This window comes from Psychrobacter piscatorii, assembly GCF_043641605.1.
In the GTDB taxonomy this organism is placed as follows: Bacteria; Pseudomonadota; Gammaproteobacteria; order Pseudomonadales; family Moraxellaceae; genus Psychrobacter; species Psychrobacter piscatorii_C.
Genome location: NZ_JBHZRK010000019.1, coordinates 18303 through 42086 on the forward strand (window position 1 = coordinate 18303; position 23784 = coordinate 42086).

19 protein-coding genes are annotated in these 23784 nt (G+C 44.6%); 5 read left to right on the plus strand and 14 right to left on the minus strand.

The features are described from left to right. Nucleotides 1-39 precede the first annotated feature (39 nt). The 4 genes from ACHUET_RS13780 to nfsB form a co-directional block, all read right to left on the minus strand. Nucleotides 40-2478: a molybdopterin cofactor-binding domain-containing protein gene (locus tag ACHUET_RS13780; RefSeq protein WP_394213627.1), complete on the minus strand. Its 2439-nt coding sequence runs from the start codon at nucleotides 2476-2478 to the stop codon at nucleotides 40-42. 2 nt (nucleotides 2479-2480) lie between these two features. After that, nucleotides 2481-3473: an FAD binding domain-containing protein gene (locus ACHUET_RS13785; RefSeq protein WP_394213628.1), complete on the minus strand. Its 993-nt coding sequence runs from the start codon at nucleotides 3471-3473 to the stop codon at nucleotides 2481-2483. Next, entirely contained in the window at nucleotides 3470-4126 is a 657-nt protein-coding gene (locus ACHUET_RS13790) for a 2Fe-2S iron-sulfur cluster-binding protein (RefSeq protein ID WP_394213629.1), read from the minus strand. The genes ACHUET_RS13785 and ACHUET_RS13790 overlap by 4 nt, the downstream gene beginning before the upstream one ends. 428 nt (nucleotides 4127-4554) lie before the next feature. After that, the gene (gene nfsB / locus ACHUET_RS13795; RefSeq protein ID WP_394213630.1) at nucleotides 4555-5211 is read right to left on the minus strand and encodes an oxygen-insensitive NAD(P)H nitroreductase; all 657 of its coding nucleotides are present in this window, start codon (nucleotides 5209-5211) and stop codon (nucleotides 4555-4557) included. 399 nt (nucleotides 5212-5610) lie between these two features. Between nfsB and ACHUET_RS13800 the strand changes: the two genes are divergently transcribed. Continuing rightward, on the plus strand, nucleotides 5611-6264 hold the full coding sequence (locus tag ACHUET_RS13800) for a DsbA family oxidoreductase (protein ID WP_394213632.1): 654 nt from the start codon (nucleotides 5611-5613) through the stop codon (nucleotides 6262-6264). A gap of 44 nt (nucleotides 6265-6308) precedes the next feature. Then, on the plus strand, nucleotides 6309-7004 hold the full coding sequence (locus ACHUET_RS13805; protein WP_394213633.1) for a haloacid dehalogenase type II: 696 nt from the start codon (nucleotides 6309-6311) through the stop codon (nucleotides 7002-7004). A gap of 130 nt (nucleotides 7005-7134) precedes the next feature. On the opposite strand, the gene ACHUET_RS13810 is transcribed toward ACHUET_RS13805, so the two are convergent. After that, on the minus strand, nucleotides 7135-8259 hold the full coding sequence (locus ACHUET_RS13810) for an S-(hydroxymethyl)glutathione dehydrogenase/class III alcohol dehydrogenase (RefSeq protein ID WP_394213634.1): 1125 nt from the start codon (nucleotides 8257-8259) through the stop codon (nucleotides 7135-7137). Nucleotides 8260-8555: 296 nt separating this feature from the next. Here ACHUET_RS13810 and ACHUET_RS13815 point away from each other — a divergent pair, with 296 nt between their 5' ends. Together ACHUET_RS13815 and ACHUET_RS13820 are read left to right on the plus strand one after the other, a co-directional pair. Continuing rightward, nucleotides 8556-9422 (plus strand): LysR family transcriptional regulator, encoded by an 867-nt coding sequence (locus tag ACHUET_RS13815; protein ID WP_394213635.1) that lies wholly within the window; start codon nucleotides 8556-8558, stop codon nucleotides 9420-9422. A 93-nt stretch (nucleotides 9423-9515) separates the two neighbouring features. Beyond that, a complete protein-coding gene (locus tag ACHUET_RS13820) occupies nucleotides 9516-10034 on the plus strand; it encodes a DUF302 domain-containing protein (RefSeq protein ID WP_394213636.1) in 519 nt (172 codons plus the stop codon). Between the two features lie 93 nt (nucleotides 10035-10127). Here the strand turns inward: ACHUET_RS13820 and ACHUET_RS13825 are convergent, their stop codons facing one another. The 8 genes from ACHUET_RS13825 to epmB all read right to left on the minus strand — a co-directional run bounded on the left by ACHUET_RS13825 (nucleotide 10128) and on the right by epmB (nucleotide 21043). Next, the gene (locus ACHUET_RS13825) at nucleotides 10128-10415 is read right to left on the minus strand and encodes a DUF4031 domain-containing protein (protein ID WP_394213637.1); all 288 of its coding nucleotides are present in this window, start codon (nucleotides 10413-10415) and stop codon (nucleotides 10128-10130) included. Nucleotides 10416-10532: 117 nt separating this feature from the next. Then, complete coding sequence (locus ACHUET_RS13830) at nucleotides 10533-12764, minus strand: transglutaminase TgpA family protein (protein ID WP_394213639.1); 2232 nt, start codon at nucleotides 12762-12764, stop codon at nucleotides 10533-10535. Next, complete coding sequence (locus ACHUET_RS13835; RefSeq protein ID WP_394213641.1) at nucleotides 12761-13777, minus strand: DUF58 domain-containing protein; 1017 nt, start codon at nucleotides 13775-13777, stop codon at nucleotides 12761-12763. Before ACHUET_RS13835 ends, ACHUET_RS13830 begins: the two co-directional genes overlap by 4 nt. A 110-nt stretch (nucleotides 13778-13887) precedes the next feature. Continuing rightward, nucleotides 13888-14916 carry an AAA family ATPase gene (locus ACHUET_RS13840; protein ID WP_394213643.1) on the minus strand — a complete coding sequence of 343 codons (1029 nt, stop codon included), beginning with the start codon at nucleotides 14914-14916 and terminating at the stop codon, nucleotides 13888-13890. A 48-nt stretch (nucleotides 14917-14964) separates the two neighbouring features. Further along, nucleotides 14965-15423: a c-type cytochrome gene (locus tag ACHUET_RS13845; RefSeq protein ID WP_394213645.1), complete on the minus strand. Its 459-nt coding sequence runs from the start codon at nucleotides 15421-15423 to the stop codon at nucleotides 14965-14967. Between the two features lie 58 nt (nucleotides 15424-15481). Next, on the minus strand, nucleotides 15482-17569 hold the full coding sequence (locus tag ACHUET_RS13850; RefSeq protein WP_394213647.1) for an EAL domain-containing protein: 2088 nt from the start codon (nucleotides 17567-17569) through the stop codon (nucleotides 15482-15484). 330 nt (nucleotides 17570-17899) lie between these two features. Beyond that, nucleotides 17900-19636 (minus strand): hypothetical protein, encoded by a 1737-nt coding sequence (locus ACHUET_RS13855; RefSeq protein WP_394213649.1) that lies wholly within the window; start codon nucleotides 19634-19636, stop codon nucleotides 17900-17902. A gap of 399 nt (nucleotides 19637-20035) precedes the next feature. Next, complete coding sequence (gene epmB / locus ACHUET_RS13860; RefSeq protein ID WP_394213651.1) at nucleotides 20036-21043, minus strand: EF-P beta-lysylation protein EpmB; 1008 nt, start codon at nucleotides 21041-21043, stop codon at nucleotides 20036-20038. A 162-nt stretch (nucleotides 21044-21205) separates the two neighbouring features. Here epmB and efp point away from each other — a divergent pair, with 162 nt between their 5' ends. After that, nucleotides 21206-21778: an elongation factor P gene (gene efp, locus ACHUET_RS13865; RefSeq protein WP_201602581.1), complete on the plus strand. Its 573-nt coding sequence runs from the start codon at nucleotides 21206-21208 to the stop codon at nucleotides 21776-21778. Between the two features lie 218 nt (nucleotides 21779-21996). Here the strand turns inward: efp and ACHUET_RS13870 are convergent, their stop codons facing one another. Further along, nucleotides 21997-23772 carry a GAF domain-containing hybrid sensor histidine kinase/response regulator gene (locus ACHUET_RS13870; protein WP_394213654.1) on the minus strand — a complete coding sequence of 592 codons (1776 nt, stop codon included), beginning with the start codon at nucleotides 23770-23772 and terminating at the stop codon, nucleotides 21997-21999. Nucleotides 23773-23784 lie beyond the last annotated feature (12 nt).

Consider the following 23784-nt stretch of genomic DNA (forward strand, 5'->3'; position numbering starts at 1 on the left):
CTCAGTAAGCGGGTTCTTGTCATACATAAGCTGATAAAACTACTCTGGCATCTCATAAAGTAGCTTATCTAGCGTAATAGGGAAATCGTACACACGGACACCAACTGCATTATAGACAGCGTTAGCAATTGCGGCGGCAGCACCTGCAATAGCCGTCTCACCGATACCTTTGATATGCATTGGATTGGTATAAGGATCGTCTTCTTCTACCAATATGACATCTAACTGCGGTACGTCCGCATTAACTGGCACATGATACTCGGCAAGGTCATGGTTACAGAGACGACCGTCACGTTTATCATGGATGACTTCTTCCATCAACGCTGAGCCAATACCAAATACCATACCACCATAGCATTGTGAGGTTGCTGTCTTATGGTTAAGAATACGGCCAGCGGCAAATGCACCTGTCATGCGCTTGACCCGAATCTCACCTGTCACTTTATGAACAGCGACTTCAGCGAAGTTAGCACCAAACGACGATTGACGATATTTTTTGCCATTCTTACCTGGATTTATCTGACCTTTGGCACTGATTTTTTGCTCATCATAGCCAGCGACTACTTCTGCAAGCGCGTAAGACTCTGTATTATCAAAGTTATATTTTTCTGATTCTGACTGTTCCGCTAGCACATTTTCTGATAATGAAATCCCTGTTGTTTCCGATATCTTATCAATGGTGCTATCAGCGAACGCTTGGCTGCTTTCTTTAGCTTTCTCTACCGCAGTCAGATCGTGTTCACCTGCTTTCTTGATAAAACCTTTATCAAGCTGAATCGTGTCAGCATAAAGCCCGACTTTGTCAGCTAGCATATCTCGTAGCTGCTCACAAGCAAGGTAAATACTACTACCAGAGCTTGCAGCACCAAAGCTACCGCCCGAACCGGCCGCTGGTGGCAGTGCGCTATCACCGAGCTTCATCTCAATATGATCGATTGGTAAACCCAATATATCAGCTGCGATTTGTGAAAACACCGTATAAGAACCAGTACCGATGTCTGTCATGTCTGTCTCAATCACAGCTTTGACGCCCAGCTCTTTTGAGGCATCAACTTGCAACGTTGCTCGGGCTTCTGACTGCTGTAACGAATTGCCACGAGAAGACGCTGCCATTCCTGTACCTATCCACCAGTCCCCGTCTAGCTGACTGGCAGGCTTGGCATTTCGCTCACTCCAACCAAAATGCTCAGCACCTTGCTCCATACAGGCAATCAATTGGCGCGTTGAGAAAGGAATGTCTTGACTCGGATCTTGCTCTGGCTCATTGCGACGGCGTAGCTCAACTGGATCAATCTCCAACTGTGTGGCAAGCTCGTCCATGGCACATTCAAGCGCGATCATACCTACCGCTTCACCAGGCGCACGCATAGAACCTGACAATACTTGGTTCATATCTACCATCTCATAATTCACACGGCGGTTTTCGCCGCGGTATAAATAATGGGTAGACAAGGCAGATGGCTCAAAAAAGCTTTCACCAGGTAAATTACTGCTGATAGAGTCATGAATCAGAGTATTAATGACTCCTTGCTCATCGCATCCAATGGCAATACGCTGACGTGTGTTTGAGCGTCTGACCGTTGCTTCCATCACTTGTGGACGAGTCATGGTAATCAATACCGGACGACCAAGATCCTTTGAAGCAATAGCAGCAGCAATGGATTCAGGGGCAATACCAAGCTTACTACCAAAACCGCCACCAACATAATGCGCGATCAACTGAACTTGGTCTTCATTTAGGTCTAGCGCATCCATCACTTGCTGCTTACAAGAAGCCAGCATTTGATTGGCTGTATAAAGAACGAGCTTGTCGTCTTCCCAATGCGCCAACGTCGCATGTGGCTCCATGGCTGAGCTGTTTTGACTTGGGGTATGATAAAAACGATCGATCGTTACTTTAGCATCTGCTAGGCCTTGGTCTGGATCGCCTTGGACATTATTTTTATCAGAGCCTTTTTTTTCATCTACCGCATGTGCGTTAGAGAGTTCTTGAGTAAAGTTCAATGCCGCTTGGTCAGTCTCATCCTTATAAGTCACTTTCAGCGCTTTAGCGCCTTCTCTTGCCGCCTCAAAAGTCTCAGCAACCACGACAGCAATAGGCTGACCATGATAAAAAATCTCGCTAACCCCTTGCTTGGGTGCTTTGGTTTGTGTCCCTTGCTGGGAGTTACGCAAAAAGTGTTCAGGATCGGTCACGACTTTAATAATATTAGGAATGCCCTTTAGAGAGTCACTATCGATACTCTCAACTTGACCTTTGGCAATAGTCGCGCCTACCAATACACCATAGGCTTGATTGTCCAAGTGTATTTCGGCACTGTATTTTGCTTGACCGCTAACCTTTAGCGAACCATCAACACGGTTGATTGGCTTACCGACCAATTTGCTTGCCGTCTTGCTAAATAAAGACTCGACAGGCGCATCCATGGTCAGTTTTTTGGTCGGTTCTGACTGGGTGATTGATTCAAATAATGCCATGATTATGCTCCCTCGCCCGCTAATGCGCGCTGAATAACTTGTTTTAGTAGGCGACGCGTCAACGGTATTTTAAAGTCGTTTTGACCATTACCTTTGGCATCATGCAATAACAGATCGGCAGCCTGCGTGATAACGTCGCTATTGCCATCGGTGTCTGTTAATAGTGCCTCAACGTCTTCATTACGCCATGGCTTGGTACCGATGCCGCCGAACGCCAATCGTACTGTCTTTAGGTTGCCATTGTCGTCAGCATCGATGACTGCGGCACAAGATACCAGTGCAAAGGCATAAGAAGCGCGATCACGCACTTTGTCATAGGTATGCATGCCCTTAATAGGGGCAGGTAGTACAACATGAGTAATCAGCTCGCCAGCTTCCAGCACGTTTTCGATATGTGGGGTGTCTTTTGGCAAGCAATAAAAATCTTTGACATCGATAGCACGCGTCGACCCGTCCGCCTTCACTGTCTCTATCGTGGCATCCAGCAAACGCATAGCCACTGCCATGTCAGATGGATGCTGAGAAATACAGGCATCACTTGTACCGAGAATCGCAAGCGTACGGTTTTCACCATTAATGGCAGGACAGCCTGTGCCCGGTTCACGCTTGTTACAAGCGCTATCCGTTTGATAAAAATAATAGCAACGAGTGCGCTGCAAGAAGTTGCCGCCCGTCGTCGCTTTGTTACGTAGCTGACCGGTCGCCCCTGCCAAAATAGCTCGGGACAATACTGGATAATTGGCTATCACATCAGGATGCGCGGCCAGATCACTATTGGTCACAAGTGTGCCAATACGCAAACCACCATCGGCAGTGGTTTCTACTTGTTCTAAGTCAAGACGCGTAATATCCACCAATTTGATGGGCGTCTCAATCTCTAACTTCATTAAGTCTAGTAAGTTGGTACCACCTGCGATAAATGCAGCATCCTCACTACTGGCAGATGTTGCGGCTTGCTCTGGTGCATTAGCACGGCTATATTCAAAGCGTTTCATGAGCGGCCTCCTGCTGTACCAGTTGCTGTTTTATTATTTGCTGACGCTTTGCCAAGTTGCGTCTCGCTGGGCGGCGGCGACCAAATACCTGTCACGCTTGAATTTTGTGCAGCGTTGTCAGCTGTCTTGGATGTAGACGCTGATACTTCATTCTCTAGCACTTGTGAAATGGCTTTAATAATATTGGGATAAGCAGAGCAACGGCAGATGTTGCCACTCATACGCTCAGCGATTTCTTGTACAAGAAGGCTATCAGGATTCTGTAGATCGGTGCTCACATGGCTTGGCCAATTCTGCTTTACTTCTTCTATCAATGCAGTCGCTGAACAAATCTGACCTGGGGTACAATAGCCACACTGAAACGCGTCGTTATCTTTGAACGCTTGTTGCAGCGCCGATAGTGAGTCCGGCATCCCGATGCCTTCGATGGTCGTAATCTCATCACCATCATGCATGACGGCGAGTGTCAGACAGGAGTTAACCCGTCGTCCATTGATGAGCATGGTACAGGCCCCACATTGACCGTGGTCACAGCCTTTTTTGGGTCCGGTGATTTGTAAGTGCTGACGACAGACATCGAGCAATGTCGTACGGGCGTCAAGATTCTCGAGCTGATAATCCTGCTTATTGATTGTTAACGTCAAGGTAGACATGCTGGCTTCTCGCTGGCAGATGAATATAAAGGAATGATAAAAACGCCTCGTTGTTACGGCGTCAATAAATTGATTATGTCTTATTGAAGGCGATATTTTGTGTTAACTTTGTAGTTATTACAGTGTAGTTTTTAAACCGAGAGAGTACCTGAAAGTGAGCACTGCCAATCGCTGTAGGCTAATTGATAATCATTTACTTCAATTGGCCTAACCATCCGCTGCTAGCTAGTATTAATCGGTTTTAATTTATCAGCACTCAAATTTAGGCCATATGATTTAGCAATATGCTATGTGAAGTGGACAATCTATTTTTTAGAAATAGGCAGTATATTAAATAGATTTCAATAAAAAAAAGCCCCACAAACAGGAGTTTATAGGGCTATTACGACTCTACTTTAGAATAATCATTTCAACTCAAAAAAGTCAAACTAAGCCTTGGTGATGATTATTTTTTCGTCAAATCGAGACTTAGGCAGATCAGCATTAAAATCATCTTCACTACGATAGCCAAGAGAAACCATTGCGACCGCTGTATAGCCCTTACTACGTAAATCAAACTCTTCATCAAGTGCTTTTAAATCTGCGCCTTCCATTGGTACAGCATCGATACCCAAAATTGCGGCGCCTAGTAGCAAAGCCCCCATGTTGAGATATAGTTGCTCTATCAACCAATGCGGCTCGTCTTTTTGCTCGTAACGGCGGATATCCAAGAACATTTTACGCGTTTGATGCATTTGTTCTTTAAATTTTGGTTCTGCAAAACGACCATCAGCATCTTCTTTGTCGAGCACTTCGTTCAAAAACTCGTCATCAGCATAGACCCGACTACAGAATACGATGACATGCGAGGCATCTTTTACTTTGGCATCATTGAATTCATACATGCCCTCCGTGCCTTTGGCAATTCGAGCTTTGCCAGCTTCGTCATCAGCAATCACAAAATGCCAAGGTTGAATATTGGTGCTCGACGGACTGAGACGTAAGATATCTTTTAGACTCTGAAAATCTTCTGCTGATATTTTTTTAGTGGTATCAAACTCTTTGGTGCTGTAACGCCATCTCATCGCTTCAGTGATATTTTTCATATATGACCCCATAGTGATTGTTAAGTTTTTATTTCTTATTAATTTATTAGTATTAGCATTGTTTATAAATAATCATCGCTAATTTCAATGGAGCAACTTTAAATAAAAACCTATTTTGTGACCACGGCAGATTGGTTAAGTAATCACAGGTTTTGTTATCAATGCGTCAGTTGTTACACTGTTTTTGCAAAAATTCCGGCTATCCTACTGATAATAGTTACAATTGAGCTACCTAAGTGATAACGCAGACTGTGCAGACTACATTGTAATCACTCCCTCATTCTCTTAGTATTGACTGAGTTATTTTGCAGCGAGCCAATCCTTTTAGATAGCGCTGCCCGATATACCCATCTACGAAAATCTCAAATAAAATACAAATAACAATACCTGCGAGGATATATGAGCACATCAGAAAAACCACTCCGAATCGATATTGTCTCAGACGTTGTCTGCCCTTGGTGCGTCATCGGCTATCGCCAACTGGCAAAAGCCCTTGAGCAAACCAATACCGCACACACCATTCATTGGCATCCGTTTGAGTTAAACCCCAATATGCCAAGCGAGGGGCAAAACTTGCGTGAGCACATTATTGAAAAGTATGGCTCAACTAAAGAAGAATCAGATGCTAGCCGAGTCAGAATGAGAGAAGCGGGCCGCGAAGTTGGCTTTGAATTCAACTTCAATGACGACACACGCATGCACAATACATTTAATTTGCATCAGCTGCTGCATTTTGCAGACCAGCAAGGGCGTATGCATGAGTTAAAACAAGCGTTGTTTGTCGCGCATTTTACCGATAATAGGAATATCTCTGATATCAACGTGCTTGCTGACATTGCAGCAGAGACTGGATTGGACCGTAGTGAGGCACTGGCAGTGCTAGAAGGTCAGTTCTTTGCAAAAGAAGTGCGAGCAGAAGAGCAGCATTGGCAGCAGCAAGGCATTCAAAGCGTGCCAGCGATAATCTTCAACGAGCGCCATTTGGTCAGCGGTGCGCAAGGGGTTGAAAATTACGTCAGCATATTGGAACAATTGGCGAATATGACTGACTAAACCGTCTGTCATTATAAAAATGTTATTCTATACAAGGATGCTTTATGTCTTCTGAACGCTTTCCTTCTATCATTGTATTTGATGTCAATGAGACGCTGCTCGATATCGATACGCTCACGCCTTTTTTTACGCGAGTGTTTGGTAAGCAAAATGTCTTACGTGAATGGTTCGCTCAGCTGGTGCTATATTCTCAAACCATGACGCTATCTGGCCTCTATACGCCTTTCGGTGAGATTGGCATTGGCACATTACAGATGATTGCAGATATCAGGCAAGTGACACTGACAGAGTCTGATATCGATGAGTTTAAAGAGAGAATGAGTGCGTTGCCAGCGCATCCTGATGCAGCACCAGCACTCACACGACTGCGCGATGCAGGATTTCGATTGGTCACACTAACCAATTCAGCGAGCAGTGCGTCTCCAACACCGCTAGAAAAAGCGGGACTCAGTCAGTTCTTTGAGCAGCATTTTAGTGTTGAGACTGTTAGTAAGTTCAAGCCAGCACCTGAAACTTACCAAATGGTAGCCGATACGCTTGATGTTGATACGTCAGACTTATGTCTCGTTGCTTGTCATCTCTGGGATACCATCGGCGCGCAAGCAGTAGGCTGTCGCGGTGCCTTTTTGACTCGCCCATATAACGAAATGCTGAGTGCCCCAAATGTACCCGTACCAAATTTGATCGCATCAGATTTATCGACACTAGCGGATCAAATTGTTGGCGAAAAGCATGGTTGATACTTCAAGCTAATAGGCTGTGTTTAAGAATAACGTATAAAAAAAGCTGCTTCAATTTCGAAGCAGCTTTTTTTATTATATTGTTATGAGGTTAAAACCGTGATACTGATATTACTGTCAGTAACGACGCTTAGAAATTGACAACCGTACGGATGCTCTCCCCTTTGTGCATCAAGTCAAACGCTTCATTGACATCTTCTATTGGCATCGTGTGTGTGATGAAGTCTTGTAAAGGAATCTCACCCGCTAGATAGCGCTCGACATAACCTGGTAGTTCTGTGCGACCTTTTACACCGCCGAATGCTGACCCTTTCCAGACGCGACCCGTCACTAACTGGAATGGACGGGTTGAGATTTCTTGTCCAGCACCAGCCACACCGATGATGACCGACTCGCCCCAACCTTTATGGCAGCACTCTAGCGCTGAACGCATGACATCGACGTTACCGATACATTCAAATGAGTAATCAACGCCGCCATCGGTCAGCTCAACGATGACTTCTTGAATTGGTTTGTCGTAATCTTTCGGGTTAATACAATCCGTTGCGCCCAGTTTTTTAGCCAGTTCAAACTTGCTCTCGTTAATATCAATCGCGATGATACGGCTGGCTTTTGCCATCGCAGCACCAATCACTGCGGATAGTCCAATGCCGCCAAGACCAAAGATAGCAACCGTTGCGCCCTCTTCGACTTTTGCTGTATTCATGACCGCACCCATGCCCGTAGTCACGCCACAACCAAGCAAGCAAACTTCTTCTAATGGCGCGTCTTTATTGACCTTAGCCAAAGAAATCTCTGGTAAAACCGTGTACTCAGAAAACGTTGAGCATCCCATATAATGGTAAATTGGCTCGCCGTCTTTATAGAAACGTGTGGTACCATCTGGCATCAAGCCTTTACCTTGTGTCTCGCGTACTGCTGAGCAAAGATTGGTTTTGCCTGAGCGGCACATTTTGCAAACGCCGCACTCTGCCGTGTATAGCGGGATGACATGGTCGCCGACCTGAACGCTGGTCACGCCTTCGCCGATTTGCTCAACGATACCGCCACCTTCATGGCCTAGAATCGCTGGGAATACGCCTTCTGGGTCTTCACCAGATAAGGTAAAAGCATCTGTATGACAGACACCACTGGCAACGATTTTTACCAATACTTCGCCTTTACGCGGTAGCATGACGTCCACTTCTTCGATAGACAGTGGCTGTTTTGGGCCCCAAGCGATGGCGGCTTTTGATTTGATAAATTTATCTGACATAGGAATCTCTCTTTTTGATTGTTATTGATGGATTGTGGCGTAGCGTAAACTTAAAACGTCATTCACGCCCAATAATTCTTTTTGTTTAATAAGGGTATCTGTTCGTTTTAATCGTCACGATTTCTATGATTAAAACAGATAAAGATAGACTGAGCTTATCTTGCCTGCCTTCTGTAGGCAAGCATCGATGACAGTAAAACACCATCTATTTACATTGATACTAACCATTATATTTATTTCTGAGCGGATAACAATATGCTATATTTGCAAATATCTTTTACATATTGGTAATAATCATGCGCTGGGAAGGGATTAGTGAGTTTGTCTGTGTGGCAGAGTATGAGAGCTTCACGCGCGCTGCAAAGGCGCTTGGTATCTCGACTGCGCAAGTCAGCCGCCAGATCAGCGCATTAGAGGAGCGACTGAATATAAAGCTGCTCTATCGTACCACACGCAAGGTCTCACTCACTGAAGAGGGCCGCGTGTTTTATCAGCATTGCCGCAGTGTGCTCGATGGTTTGGACGCGGCTGAGCAAGCGGTGAGCAATTTGCAATCAAAGCCTCAAGGTAGAATTAAGCTGACCGCGCCTGTGACTTATGGCGAGCAGCAACTACTGCCGCTAATCAATGATTTTATGATGCAGTATCGTGAGATCGAAGTGACCGCTTTTTTGAGCAATCAACAGATTGATTTGGTCGAGGGCGGCTATGATTTGGCCATTCGTATTGGCAAGTTGCGCGACTCCACGATGATGGCAAAAAAGCTTAGCCTGCGCACAAATTTTGTCTGTGCGACACCTGATTATCTGCATCAATATGGTATGCCGCGCACGCTAGACGATCTCAGCCAGCACAACTGCCTACTGGGTACACGCGACTATTGGCATTTTGTCGAAAAAGGCACAGAAAAAAACCTGCGCGTCTCTGGTTCCATACAGTACAACAGCGGCTATAGTCTGGTTGATGCGGCGCTAAAAGGGCTTGGTATCGTACAGCTGCCTGATTATTATGTACAAAAATATCTGGCATCGGGCGCGTTGGTGAGCTTACTTGATGACTATAGAGAACCTGAAGAAAGCATCTGGGCCATCTACCCACATAACCGTCACTTATCGCCAAAAATCCGACTACTGGTTGATTATCTGGCAGAGCGTTTGGTTTAGCGATCTATTCAGACGTGTTGCCATCACTGGTCTGATGACGCACAATGAGTATTGGGTATTGCCACCTACTAAGGATCGCTCAAGGATATCACTATGATTAAAATTGTCTCTATCGCCGCTCTAGCATTGGCCGTGTCATCTTGTGCCAGTGTCGATACGTTTTTGAATAAAACTGATATTACTGGTTCAATCACAGAAACAACCCAGTCAATCAATGCTGAAAAAGGCCTAGTAACCTTACCAAGCAATCATTCCGTCCAAGATACTGCAGATAAGCTGGTCTCAATTATCGAAAGTAAAGGTATGACAGTGTTTGCACGCGTCGATCATCAAAAAAATGCTCAGAGTGCAGGCTTGTCATTACGACCAACACAAGTCATCATGTTTGGCAACCCCAAAGCGGGCACGCCTTTGATGAATTGCGAGCAAACCGTCGCCATTGATTTACCACAAAAAATATTAATCAGTGAAGATGCGGATAAAAAAGTATGGCTCTCATACAATAATCCTGAATATCTAAAGACGCGCCACAATATAAAAGGCTGCGATACCGTTATTGATAATATTTCAAAAGCACTTAACGCTATCAGCACGGCGGCAGTTGCCAAATAATACCAAATGAGAAAGGTATAATCTGAGCAAAGAAAAAGGCAGGTGAGCAAAATCTTTACCCACCTTTTTTCTTTGTGTGGCCTATAAGCTGCATCAGTCACTATCAGATAGCGACATTTCAGACTGCAACTCTACTTTTAATTTTTTGGCGCACTCAATAATCTTTTTTCTGTCTGCAGGAATTGCCCCTTGTGCAATAGCCGTTTCGCGCATTTGTACGGTGATATCATAATGTGGATAGCTGGCATTACGGTGGAATAAACGCGGATCTACCTCAATGAATGCTGCAAAATCATGCAGCTCTTGCAAACTGTCCGCAAGCATATGGCACCACCTATAGCCTTTGAATTTTATCTGTACAAAATCTACATATACCGCCATAAGACACTCTCTCTTACTAACTTATCTTCTCAAAACAACCTTTGCTGATGTCTGCCACATATCTATGTGGCAGCATCTTTAATCTCACTCAAATTATCAACGCCATTCATTAAAACGTTACAATAATTCACGCACATTTTTTTTGAGTTGCTTGAGTAATTGTTGATACTCACTATGGCCAGTATCCAAGTTACTCAAGCGTCCATAGCGTAACTGACGGTAGTTTTGTCTAATTTCAATCAGCTTTGTCTGAATCGCTATTGGATTTTCACTGTCTGTTAAATGACTTGCATTACGGTGAGTATCGTCATCAAGGCGACTATCGATAGCAGATGCCAAACGCTCTAGCCACGCCAACTGTCCTTCGTTATTTTCTCGAGCCAATAATTTATCACGCTTACCGATACGTTTTGAGAGCTGAGCAAGGGGCAAATCTACTGGGTGCCAGCGTTTGCGGCGGCGGCGCCAAATGAAGAATACTAAGGTAGCCATGACCAAAATAGCGCTGCCAGCCAACCAGATAATTTGCTGCATGATAGAGCGGATGTTGAACCATTTTAGGAGCGAATCTGCTTGTTTGTCTTGGTCATAGCCAACCACGTCTTTTTGCCAATAATAGCTGGCTTGGTCAGATAAGCGCCTGAGCGTTTGTAGCATTTGGTACTGCTGATAACTGATTTGCGCACTGGCACCACTACCAAACATAGCTGCCCCTTGCTGCTGGGTCATCGCATTCATACCTTGCTCAACCCGCTCAGGCGCCACAAATGACGTTGGATCGACGCGTACCCAGCCTTGACCCTCAAGCCAAACCTCCGTCCATGCATGCGCGTCCATTTGCCTCACTTCCCATACATTACCATTGCGACTGGGCTCGCCCCCTTGATAACCTGCGACCACCCGTGCTGGGATGCCCGCTGCGCGCATCATAAAAGTAAAACTTGAAGAGTAATGCTCACAAAATCCTGCTTTGGTCTCAAATAAAAACTCATCGATACGATCAGTATTGAGTCGTGGCGGCGACAACGTATAGCGAAACTCTGTTTGATTGATCCAGCGCTCGATAGCAGCCATGTAGCGCACAGGGTCTGAGCCTGATTGCGCAAATAACTGCTTAGCAAGCGCGCGGGTTTGCGGATTGCCATCAGGTGGCAGAGCCAGATTCACACGTCGCAATGCATCGGTTAAAATCGGGTCAATACGCATGGGCGCAAACTGCAATACATCGTAGCGGAGCTGTTGCGTCACTGGCTGATCTTTTGATAATGTAAAGTTTGAAGTAATGTTGATATCTGGCTGCTGAGAAAAAGGATAATCGAGTCCGAATAGCCAGTTTTGCTGAGTAGGTTCTAGGATGACCTGATAGCGAGTAGGTGCTGCTTGCACTTGCTCAGGAACGGTATCGAAGGCATTTTGGATCCATGTAGGGGCTTGTGATCTCACTGACCACCGACTTGCCTGATTACTTGGACGCCAGGTAACCCCATCAAAATCACTAAATACGAGGCCGCGCCAGTAAAGCTGCTGTTGCGGCGGGCGATCATCAGCAAACTCTACGCGAAAAGCCAGCTCAGTTGACTGACCTAAATTGGCAAAATCGCCGGGTGACATGCTATCAGAGACACCTGTGGTCGCTTGCTGACCTGATAATTGTACTGACCACAGCGGTGGCAGTCTTGGGAAAAACAAAAATAGCACGACTAACAAGGGTAACGCGCCAACTCCCAATACGCCCAAGGTACGCAGGCGCCCATCACCGCGAGCATTACTATCATCATTGAGCGCAATAAACGCCAGTAAGACGATAACTGCGCCTAATATCACCTCTAACGTCGTCAGCAACCCTTGGTCCATCAGAAATAAGGCCGCAAGTACAAATAGCGATAGATTCAACACCACGTAAGCGTCGCGGCGCTTGTATAACTCCCAAAGCTTACTAGCGAGACATAGCACCAAAAATGCCACACCCATATCTAGCCCAAAGGCTGTGTTGTAAGTCAGCCACAGGCCTACTAGGCCTAATAAAAAACCCAGCATTTGCATGCCTTGATAGACACGTTTTAAATGCGAGAGTTTTTTTAGCCGACTCTTGAGACGCGGTAGTTGGGCAATGATACTAACTGCCGCAAACCCGATTAACCATAGTGGCAAGTGAGCAGCATGTGGCAACACGACTGCTATTTGAGCAATTAGCACCCAGTAGTAGGCTGGTAGAGCCAGTAGTCGCCGATACCATTTATTATCAGCTGCTATGCCACTTTTCGCTTGTATATTTTGACCGAGTGCTAACTGCTCAAAGCTTGCCGTTTTTGTGGCATCGGTTGCAGAAAACTGCTTAATTTCAGTCATGGTGCTTTCGCCAGCCTTAGCAAGCACGCTTGCGCAAAAGTCTCGCCATCACCCACCGCTGCGCTAGTAGGCATATCATTGGGTAAACGCATTTGAAAGGGCACGCCTAATTGACCCAATGTTAACGCCCCATGAGCCAATTGCGCAAGCTTCTGTTCGTGATGGGCGGCGGGCATATCTGCATAATCAAGTGTCTGCTCATGCCCAACAGGGTCTGCAAAGTGCTTGGTAAACATACCCTGGCCCCGTGCTACATGGCCCCAAGAGACTCGAGCCAGCGACTCCCCTTCGACATAATTATCCAGTCGCTCAAAGTCGTCTTGTCCTTGCCGATATTGCCCACCAGTTGGCAGATCCTCCGAGCTTGCAACTGAATACTGCGCTTGCCAGTCAAATACTTCAGGTTTGGGATATACCCAAGCCTTTCGTTCAAAATAAACATAAGACCAAGCACGCATAATACCCAAAGGATAAACGGTTTTGATTATTAGCCGTGGCAGCTCAAAATGGCCGCGACTGTAGGTTTGAACAGGTAGGCGGATAGTTTGCTCGCTTTGTAAACTCGTTACGAGTATGGAGCTTTGCCGATTCGTGCCAGCTTTATTTTTCTTGTCAGCTGCTTGCTCAAACTCAAATAATAACTGTCGCCGTGGTTGACGGCTCTCACTTTTGAGTTGCAGCGTTACCCAAGCGGGCGTACCTGCCTCTGTCATAGTCACTTCTAGCAGACGCACTTGCAGACCCGATATGTGCGCAAAAGTCACATGAAAACTAATCAACCAAACGCTGACCAGATAAAAACACAAGCCAAGTACCAAGTTATTGCCATAATTGATACCCGCGATAAAGGTAATCACTAATAGCACGGCAAATAGCATGCCCTCACGACTAAAAAAAATATAGACGTTGCGTAGATTGAGCGTCGCGCTATCATTTTTGGGTGCACGCGAGGCAAACCAACGGCTCATTGCTGACCTGATTGACGCGGTTAAGGCTTTTGGTAAAAAGCTCATGACTACCCTATTCTTACCATGTAATTGACCCTAGTCGCTCGTCCTCAGACTAACGGACTCAATGATATGGCCATGTATTATCAAACCTGCTCGTACTACAACATGGACAGCTAAACGATGACTGGCACGTCTGCTAAGATGCGTTGGGCGATGGTCTGCGGTGCTTGCCCACCTACTACTTGTGCAGGTGCAAAACGCTGACCGAGACGATGATCAGCCACGGCGGCAAAGACCGCTTGAATATCCTCAGGCGTCACCTCCATGTGCCCTGACACATAAGCATAAGCCTGTGCAGCACGCTGTAGTGATAGCACGCCACGTGGTGATAACCCATGATACTCTTGGCTTGCTCGAGTCTTTGCAACGAGTCTTTGTAAATAATCTAATACCACGTCCGCCACATAAACTTGTTTTACGCCTTGTTGTGCCAATAGCACAGCCTCAGTATCAAGCACCGTATCTAAATCTTTTAGCAACTCACGGCGATCTTGACCTTTTAGTAGTTCACGCTCTGCCATAGGTGACGGGTAGCCCAATGACAGACACAGCAAGAACCTATCTAATTGTGATTCAGGTAACGGATAGACGCCAGCTTGTTGCAGTGGGTTTTGGGTTGCAATAACAAAGAACGGCTGCGGCAAGGGATAGGTCTGCCCATCTTGCGTCACTTGTCGCTCTTCCATGGCTTCAAGGAGTGCGCTTTGCGTCTTGGGGCTGGAGCGGTTGATTTCGTCAGCAAGTAGCAGTTGAGTAAAAATAGGACCGGGACGAAATTCAAAGCGCAATTTGCTTTGATCGTAAATACTCATCCCTAAGATATCGGCAGGTAGCATGTCATTGGTAAACTGCACTCGGCTAAAACTCAGGCCTAACAGCTGAGCCAAACCTTGAGCTAGAGTTGTCTTGCCCATACCAGGCAAATCTTGTAGCAATAAATGCCCACCTGCCAGTATGCCACTGAGTGCCAATTTAACTGCTTGCGGTTTGTCCAATACAATTTGGTTCAATTGCGTCATCAGTTGTGCAATTTTCTGCTGATTGCGTTGCAAGTCGACGGCACTAGGAGCGGACTGACTAAGCGTTTTGGCTATTTTTTGATATGTGGGTGATGGTGCTCTATCGTTAGGGGCATGGGTCATAGTAAATTATCGGCTCATTTTTTGGGTCATAACGATCAACCATTAAGGTCAGTTCGCATCATCTACGACAATCGGCGCATCAGCGCGGAGGGTTGATAAATACGCAATAACATCCGCGCGCTCTTTGGCATCTGGCATAGGGTCTGATAGCATCTTTGAATCTGGCATGGCTTTTTGTGCATCCGCGATATAGGGATCGAGTGTTTTGGCATCCCATACCCATCCTGACTCTGTGAGCCCTTTGCTATAGGTATAATCTTTTAGCTCAGCAGCTGGTGCGCCGTATATATTCATTAATTGTGGTCCCTTTTTATTGAGACCAGCATTACGTTGATGGCACTGACCACAGGCATCTTTATAGATCAACGCGCCGTTAACTGCATCTCCTTCAGTATACAATGGCAAGGTCACAGGGTCGCGATGATCAGGCGGTGTATGCTCACAAGCGGTGAGCAATAAAACAGCGGCAAAAAGACTGCTTATTTGATATTTATTAATAATAGACATTTTTGCAATCTTTGGTTGGTGAGCATTAGCGATAAAGATTTTGTAGCATCGCGATATGTTAACTGGCGATCTTTAGCGTTTTGCTAGGCTCTTCTAAATAGTATCCTTGCAGATAGCGCGCCCCCACACTCCATGCGACTGACATAGTCGCTGCATCTTCAATATACGGCATTAGCACATCAACATTTACCTCATTGGTACGCGTGATAAGTGACTTAACCGTGTCTAAGTTATCTGCTGAGTGGATATCTTGAACATAGTTACGGGCCAAACGCACGACGTCCGGCTGCACTAAATTGGCAATTTCGATAGATTTGGCAGAAGATCCAAAGTTATTGATGCCCATTTGACAGCTGACTTCATTAAGGGCCGAAAACTGAGATTTTGCCACAGTTAAATGGTCCGAGATGTCTTTTTCGTTAAATTGTAATGTTAACACACCAGCAGCGCCGCCTACTGCCTTGATCAGTTGGCTTGCCACATTGGGCAGCTTCTTATCAATCAATGAGGCACTGGTTAGCTGCACCAATAGTCTGGCTTCAGGATACTCTTTACGGACATCATTTACTTTTTTACAAGCATTAATGAGTACCCAGCGATCTATTTTTTCAAGTAATTTATGTTTCTTGGCAACAGCCATAAACTGATCAGGAGTCAATACCGTGTTATCGGCATCGGCCAATGGTAGTCGCAGATACACTTCAAAAAAGTCACTACGATCTTGATTGATATCATATATCGGTTGAAATGACAGCTCAAACCGACTATTTGTAATAGCATCAATTAGAGACTCAGCAAGCGCATGATCATCACTATTGGCATGCTCACTTGGATCATATAGATGATAAGTGCCACCATGGTTAGAGGTTTCGACCATGATCTGGCTAATAGCATCCATAGCACGCTCTATTATTATAGCGGGCTCTGCGGTGTTTTTTTCGATTTTGACGATCGCAATACTCACCGTGGTACTCGTCGTACGCTTATCTACCTCAATGAGCATCTCACTGATACGCGAACCGATGTTCTCAGCGAGCTCTTCGAGCTCTGAGGTAGTTTTTTCTTTGACAAGTATCATGAATGCGGTATCACTAAAGCGGCTGACATGTCCATCCGATACCAGTTCATCTAATGCATAGGCAACCTGTTTGACAGTCGTATCTACTCCTTGCAGACCGAGGCTACTTCTTATTTTTCCAATGTTATCGAGCTGTACATAGAGCAGTGCTGCTGTCAGCACGCCTTGAGTTGCTTGCTGATGCACTATCGCCATTTGCTCCTCAAAGCCTCGGCGGTTATTCACACCTGTCAGGTTATCTTTACGCTCTGCTTCAGCCAAGCGTTTGGCAACCTCTGCGCTGTTGCTAGCATTTTGTTGTATGATAATCTGAGTAACGGGTTCGCCATCTAAAGTCGCAGATGCCAACTGTAATTTTGCCTCAAAAGTACTGCCATCCGTGCGCACGCTTTCAAAGTTAAACTCGACTTCGTCACGGCTACCTTTATCGAACTGACGTAGAAATTGCTTGAAGTCCTTGACACTATCGCCCCCTGAAATTAAATCAATAACAGGCACACCTATGGCATCATTCATTGACCGAAAGCCAAACAGTTGAAGATAAGGATCATTGGCAAAGATATGGATACCTTCATCGATATAGGCAACTGCACTTTTTGAGTTCTTAATCAGCACATTGGCACGTTGCTCTGCTTCTGATAGGACATGGCGTAGTTTCTTGAGCTCGCGGCGACTACGCAAGCTATCGTGCTGTAAGCAAATAGCCATAACGACAGCCATCTCTTGGTCAGCCTTGAGTGCTTTGACCATGGTTCCGCTCATCACCGCAGGCAACCCCTCATCATTACACGCGGTCGATATCGCCTCATCCTTCATCAAATAAATCATCGGCAAGTCAATGCTCTGCTCTTGAATGATACCAACCACATCCGTAAAGCTCATATCATAAGCACTACCGAATACCAGCACATCCCATGACTGGCGCAGTACTTTTAGTAGCTCTTCTTTGTCATCCAAAAATCCTAAATTCACGCTGTCATAATAATCACTCAGTAGATGTACAAGACGCTCAGCATAGAGCTGATCATCGTTAATCACTAATAAATTTAAGGTGGACTGAATGCGCATAGTTGGCCTTTTAATCTTATGGTTGTATCTTTATCTCTTATTTTTGACACCTTATACTGTTTCCAAAAACTAACCTAGCTTAGAAAACATTATAGAGAGTAGGCTCAGTAAGTATTGTGATAGTGGCTGAGTTTTAGTTGGCATGATATATTCTAGCGCCCGAGGCATCTTATAAATCAGAGTAACAATATCCCTCATTATAGACAATAATTCGGTTGACTGCAGGTTAACTTATGACCTTGTTTGTTTAATATCATTATCAAAAAAACATCAGCCTTTTTTCTTATACGGTACAACCTATCTTTCTTTCAGTAAATTTATAAATAGTCATTATTTGGCTATTTCGTATTGACTAAACCCGTCAGTCATCAGTAATCTACGACCCAAACGTAAATGGGTCTGTTTACTGTTGATACGCATGATGACTCTATCATCAGGCTGAAAGTAAGACGAAGGTACAATAAGCGAACTCATGGTTTGCAGCTGCTCATCTTTGCCAAGAATCAGCGCCGGCACAAAATGATGGTTCTGTGGGTCCCTCCCTTCCAAGCGTAACCCGCATGCCACGATCTGATGGCCAATCAATTGCCATTCAATCTCTTTGTCTTTGGTATCAAAATGTCGCCAACGCACCACCCCTATTGATTGATCAGGCTGCTCTGTCACATCAGGTTGACAGACCAAGAACAAACTCATGATATGTAGTGATGGCGGTGTTGTAACAAGCTCGCCGTCTATCGTATCCATGTCAAGAGATTCCCCTCTAACATGCTCTTCATTCAAGACATCTACTGTTGGTACCAATCGCAGTGTACGAAATAGTGACAGACGGTCATGGCTGTCAAACACTTCTATGTCTAACGCGCTGTTATTTTTTTGCTCTGCATTAACCGTGTCATAACGAGGGCGCTCGTCTATGGATAGCTCGTCTATTGCTATCAAGCTAGCAAAGCTGCTCGAATCACCAACATGGTGGTGGATACTGTTAAAACCAGCGATTAAGCTCGCACGGTGTTTGACACTATATTTAGTAGGCAGCGTGAGCTGTGGCTGTAGATAACGATAACTGATTGTCATTGAGATCGTATTTAGCAGACCATGTCCTATCCCTACATTGCTGCCCTCAATAGATACCTGCCTACGTGAATTAAAATACTGCACCATAGGAGTCAGCTCTAGAAACAAGCAGTCATGGTGATCTTCATAGGGATTTATCTCAGAGTTGGGCGTTAAATACGTTGTTGGTTTATCACTCTGTAAATCCACGAACACTCGTGTTTCCGTCGTTGGTTCGATTGTCGCGACAATATACTGAGACCATTCAGGCAATAAACGTTGCACCAATAGAATGTTAGGACGACGCATGGCACGTACATTCAATAAACTGTGCAAGCATATTTGGCAATAAAGCTGATGAATATTATTTGTGTAGGGTGTCACTGTTTCTCGATTCAAATCGAGATGAGACACACGCTGTTGATAGGCGAGATGATACAGCTGATTAATTCTGAACCAGAGATAATCTGATGGCTTGCGATAGCAAAGTGCCTCTTCACACAATAGCTTGTGGTACCTCAGTAGCGACTGATAAATGGCAACAGTAAGCGTATTGGTGCGCTTTTTATTAGTATTAAAATAGCGTGGAAAACCTTTCTTTGAAATCTTTTTTGGCTGACTGTTTGATATTAATTCTTGACGACGTACAACCTTGTCATAAGCCAAAATAATTAAATAATGCAAGGATTTTACTTGAGCCACATAACCCAACTGCACCTCACTCAGCGCGCCTGTTTCATAAATATACTGCTGCCGTAGTGTGGCAATCAATCGATCTGAAACATCGCTCACAGCCGTCATCAGTTTAAGGCGTTGAAGCTCATCTATATTAGCCTCGCATAATACGGAGAGGACTTTTTCTAAGTGTTCAGCTTGCTGCTCTTGGGTTTGTGAAGATAGCGTTGTCAGTAGTTTGAGCAAATGATGCTCTTGGCCGTTCACTGATTGATTTGGCGTTGGTAGTGGCTCTTTGTAAGAAAGGGCTTCTTGAAACATAGATAAAGTTATCATCAGTATTCCTACTCACTGTTGGTCACTCTGAGTAAGTTTGCAAGAGGCAGGTATGCAACCACACAAAGTAGAGCAATATTAGATAAAAAGAATGCATGCTGCCGTTCTTTTTAAGGAAGCGGTACTATCAATGCTTAGCCGCTGTACTTCTAGGTAGTGTATTTTTAAATGCTATATAGCAGTATATGAATTAAAGCAGTCAAAGTCGTAAAATCAAATGCTATATGCCATTCAGTAGATATATTCGCATTCTATGCGAATATATTCTAGCGATACCATCGATAGATGAGCACAACGACCCTAAACGCTCTATTATTAAAACCATTAACAATTGGCTGATGATTTTAATAAAAACCATCCTTTGTTTAGTAATTTTTGCGAAACCCTATATTGCCTATATTAATCGTGATTGTAAATGTCAATCGGCACCTTAAATGGTCTATTCGGCAGTTCTCTGACCAACTTAGGTACCAGATATCCCGGTAATGCTGTCAATAACGACCAGTAGAGCTCAATTGACGACCGCTCGTCGCTATCAAAATGCGCGGCACCAGCCACTTTGTCTAAAACATGTAGATAATATGGTAGCACGCCACAAGCAAACAAACGCTGGCTTAATTCTGTCTGAGCCTCGATATTATCGTTAATACCTTTTAATAGTACTGCTTGATTTAGCATCGTCACGCCAGCTGCGCGAGCACGTTGCAGGTACTCTGCTGTCAGATCATCAATCTCGTTGGCATGATTACAATGAATCACCATGACAATATGGCAGTGGCTTCGGGATAGCCTTTCTAACAATGCAGCGTCCAAGCGTGCGGGTATCACCAATGGCAAACGCGTATGCAGCCGAATGGTAGTAATCTGAGGAAGAGACTCCAAAGTATCCAACCATGAAAACAATCGTCTATTAGTCACATTTAGTGGATCACCCCCGCTCAAAATCACTTCATTGATTTCAGGATGCGCGCTGATGTAGTTGATGATATTTTCTTTTGCATCAGCAGTTGGCATATTGGCACTATAGTCGAAATGCTGACGGAAACAGTAGCGACAATGAATCGCGCACGCCCCAGTGATCGTCAGTAATACTCTTGATTGGTACTTATGGAGCATACCTTTGACAGGGTTTTGGCTGTTTTCGCTTAAAGGGTCCGCCACATAGCCTGTTACGTTGATTTGCTCTTGTTGGTCTGGCAGTACTTGTTTTAATAACGGATCATCACGGTCGCCGATGGTCATTTTTGCTACAAAGCCACGCGGCACACGCAGCTCAAAATGCTTCGGCACATAGACGTCTGCGCGCAATGATTCAAGTTTTAGGAGACTGAGCAGCTCATCAACAGAGGTAATGGCTTCCGATAATTGCGTTTGCCAGTTTTTTTGTGTGATTAAATGGTTTATCATGACAGCCTACTACCTGTGCCCAAAATCGGATATTATACGCCCTTAGTGTCTACCCTATCAAAGTATACCGCTAATACGTAAGCACTTGGCTTGGCAGCAACTTTTGGTACAGTCAGCCTCATATCTATCTACTACCATATCTACAACCCCTAGGAGTCTCTTGTGGCAAGTTTTTCTACTAATGAATTTAAAGCTGGTCTAAAAGTCATGCTTGATGGCAACCCTTGTGCCATTCTTGAAAACGAGTTTGTTAAGCCTGGTAAAGGTCAAGCCTTTAACCGCGTTAAGCTGCGTAATCTTCGTAGTGGTAAAGTATTGGAGCAAACATTCAAATCAGGCGATAGCTTAGAAGCCGCTGATGTGATGGATACCGAAATGAACTATCTATATAACGATGGCGAGTTTTGGCATTTTATGCATCCTGAAAGCTTTGAGCAGATCCAAGCTGACAAAAACGCCATAGGCGATGCACCCAAATGGCTAAAAGAGAACAGTAATGCGCTGTGTATCATTACCTTATTCAATGGCGCGCCTTTATCAGTAACGCCGCCTAATTTCGTTGAGTTACAAATCACAGAAACCGATCCTGGTGTACGCGGTGACACCTCAGGTGGCGGTGGTAAACCGGCTAAGCTAGAAACTGGTGCCGTGGTACGTGTACCGCTATTTGTACAGCAAGGTGAAATCGTCCGTGTTGATACGCGTACGGGCGACTACCAAACTCGTGTAAACTAATAGCGCAATAAGCGTGATTGATCGCTGAGATTGTTGTGCTGATCACTAATAAAAAAGCTTAACCGCTATATAAACGGTTAAGCTTTTTTGTATTTACAGCGGCTGTATTTATTATCGCATAGTCGCCTTTAACGTTTAGTAGCTCTTAGTATTTAGTTAGTCGTGCCTAATATCTAATAGTCATTGTCATAGCAGTTATCACGATAATGACCTGTGACCTACTCTTCTTCTAATTGCTTTTGTATCAACCAATATTGTACCAAAGCATTTAGCTGCTCCTGTTTAAAAGGTTTGGTGCAATAATCTTGCATACCGACTTTTAAGTACTTTTCGCGCTCTCCATCCATGGCATTGGCAGTCAAAGCAATAATAGGTGGTAGGTCTTGAGGGTCATAAAGCTCATGCAGCTTAATAGTAGCCTGTACGCCATCCAAAATCGGCATGTGATGATCCATCAAGATGACATCATAACGTTTGGGAAATAAAGCAAAAGCTTCAATCGCTTGCTGGCCATCAGTCACATGAGTGACGGTATGACCACTATTGGTCAGTGCCTTTCTAGCAATAATGGCATTAACGGTATCATCTTCTACCAACAAGATATGACCTGCACGCTCGTGACTAGGCTCTGCCATTGTGAGATCATGGGAGTCTTGCCATGTTTCGTATTTCTCTTCATCAATAGTCGGTAGCGGCAATAACACTCGAAATGTAGTACCAACGCCTACGGTACTATCGACACAAATATACCCACCCATCAGATCGACAAGAGATTTGCAGACGGAGAGCCCAAGACCTGTACCACCATAGAGGCGATGCGTGAATTTATTGGCTTGATCATAAGCATCAAATATTGCCTCTAATGACTCAGCTTTTATACCGACACCTGTATCTGTGACCTCAATACATAAGGTCATATTTTTATCCGCCTTACGTTCTAACGTCTCCTGCCTCATGCTATTTTTGTCAATATTTTCGCGATAGCAATTATTCATATGCTTGACATCAATACTCACTCTCCCGCCTTCACGGGTAAACTTAATCGCGTTATTGACAAGATTTGCGATGATTTGTTTGAGGCGTACTGGATCCCCTTTTACATAAGGTGATAACGACTCGGTATAATGGTAATCTAGCGTCAACCCTCGTTGACGTGCCTTAATAGAAAATAGGCTGACCACCTCATTACATAATGTAGATAAATTGAGTGGAATAGAATCAATATACATTTTTCCAGACTCAACCTTTGATAAGTCCAAAATCCCATTAATAATCACCATCAAATGCTCATTAGAGACTTTGATATTATCTACATACTCTCGCTGTTCAGCACTAAGCTCAGTGTCACCTAGCATCTCTACCATACCAATGATACCGTTCATTGGTGTCCGTATTTCGTGACTCATATTGGCCAAGAAGTTAGATTTCATCTCATTGGCGTGTTTGGCATCACGTTCTTTATCCTGTAGCTTCAACGCATCTGCTGCCATCAGCGCAAACTGCGCCAATATCTCTTTTTGTTGGTCACTAAAGCTATGGTTGGGCTTGGTATCCATGAGACATAAAGTGCCTAGACGATAAGTTTTATTGTCTTCATATAAAATAATCGGTGCGCCAACATAAAATCGTAGATAGGGTGCATTAACAACCATTGGGTTTTGGCTAAAACGACTATCCTCTAATGTATCTTCTACTATCAACATCTCATTGGACAATATCGTATAATTACAAAAGGCCGTCTCACGTGGTGCCATACTGACACTGTCAGGCATACTGTCGAATTTGCAGGCTGGTTTTAAATATTGCGTTTCCTCATCCATAAAAGTGATCGTTACCACTGGCACATCAAAAAACAGCTTTACGAGTGCAACGAGTCGATCAAATGCAGGCTCCTCATCTTCATTGAGTACCTGATATTTTTTCAACTTGTTGACACGCTCTACTTCATCTACCGCTACTGGGTAGCTGCTTTTAGGTGAGTTAGATATAGACAAGATAGACTCCAT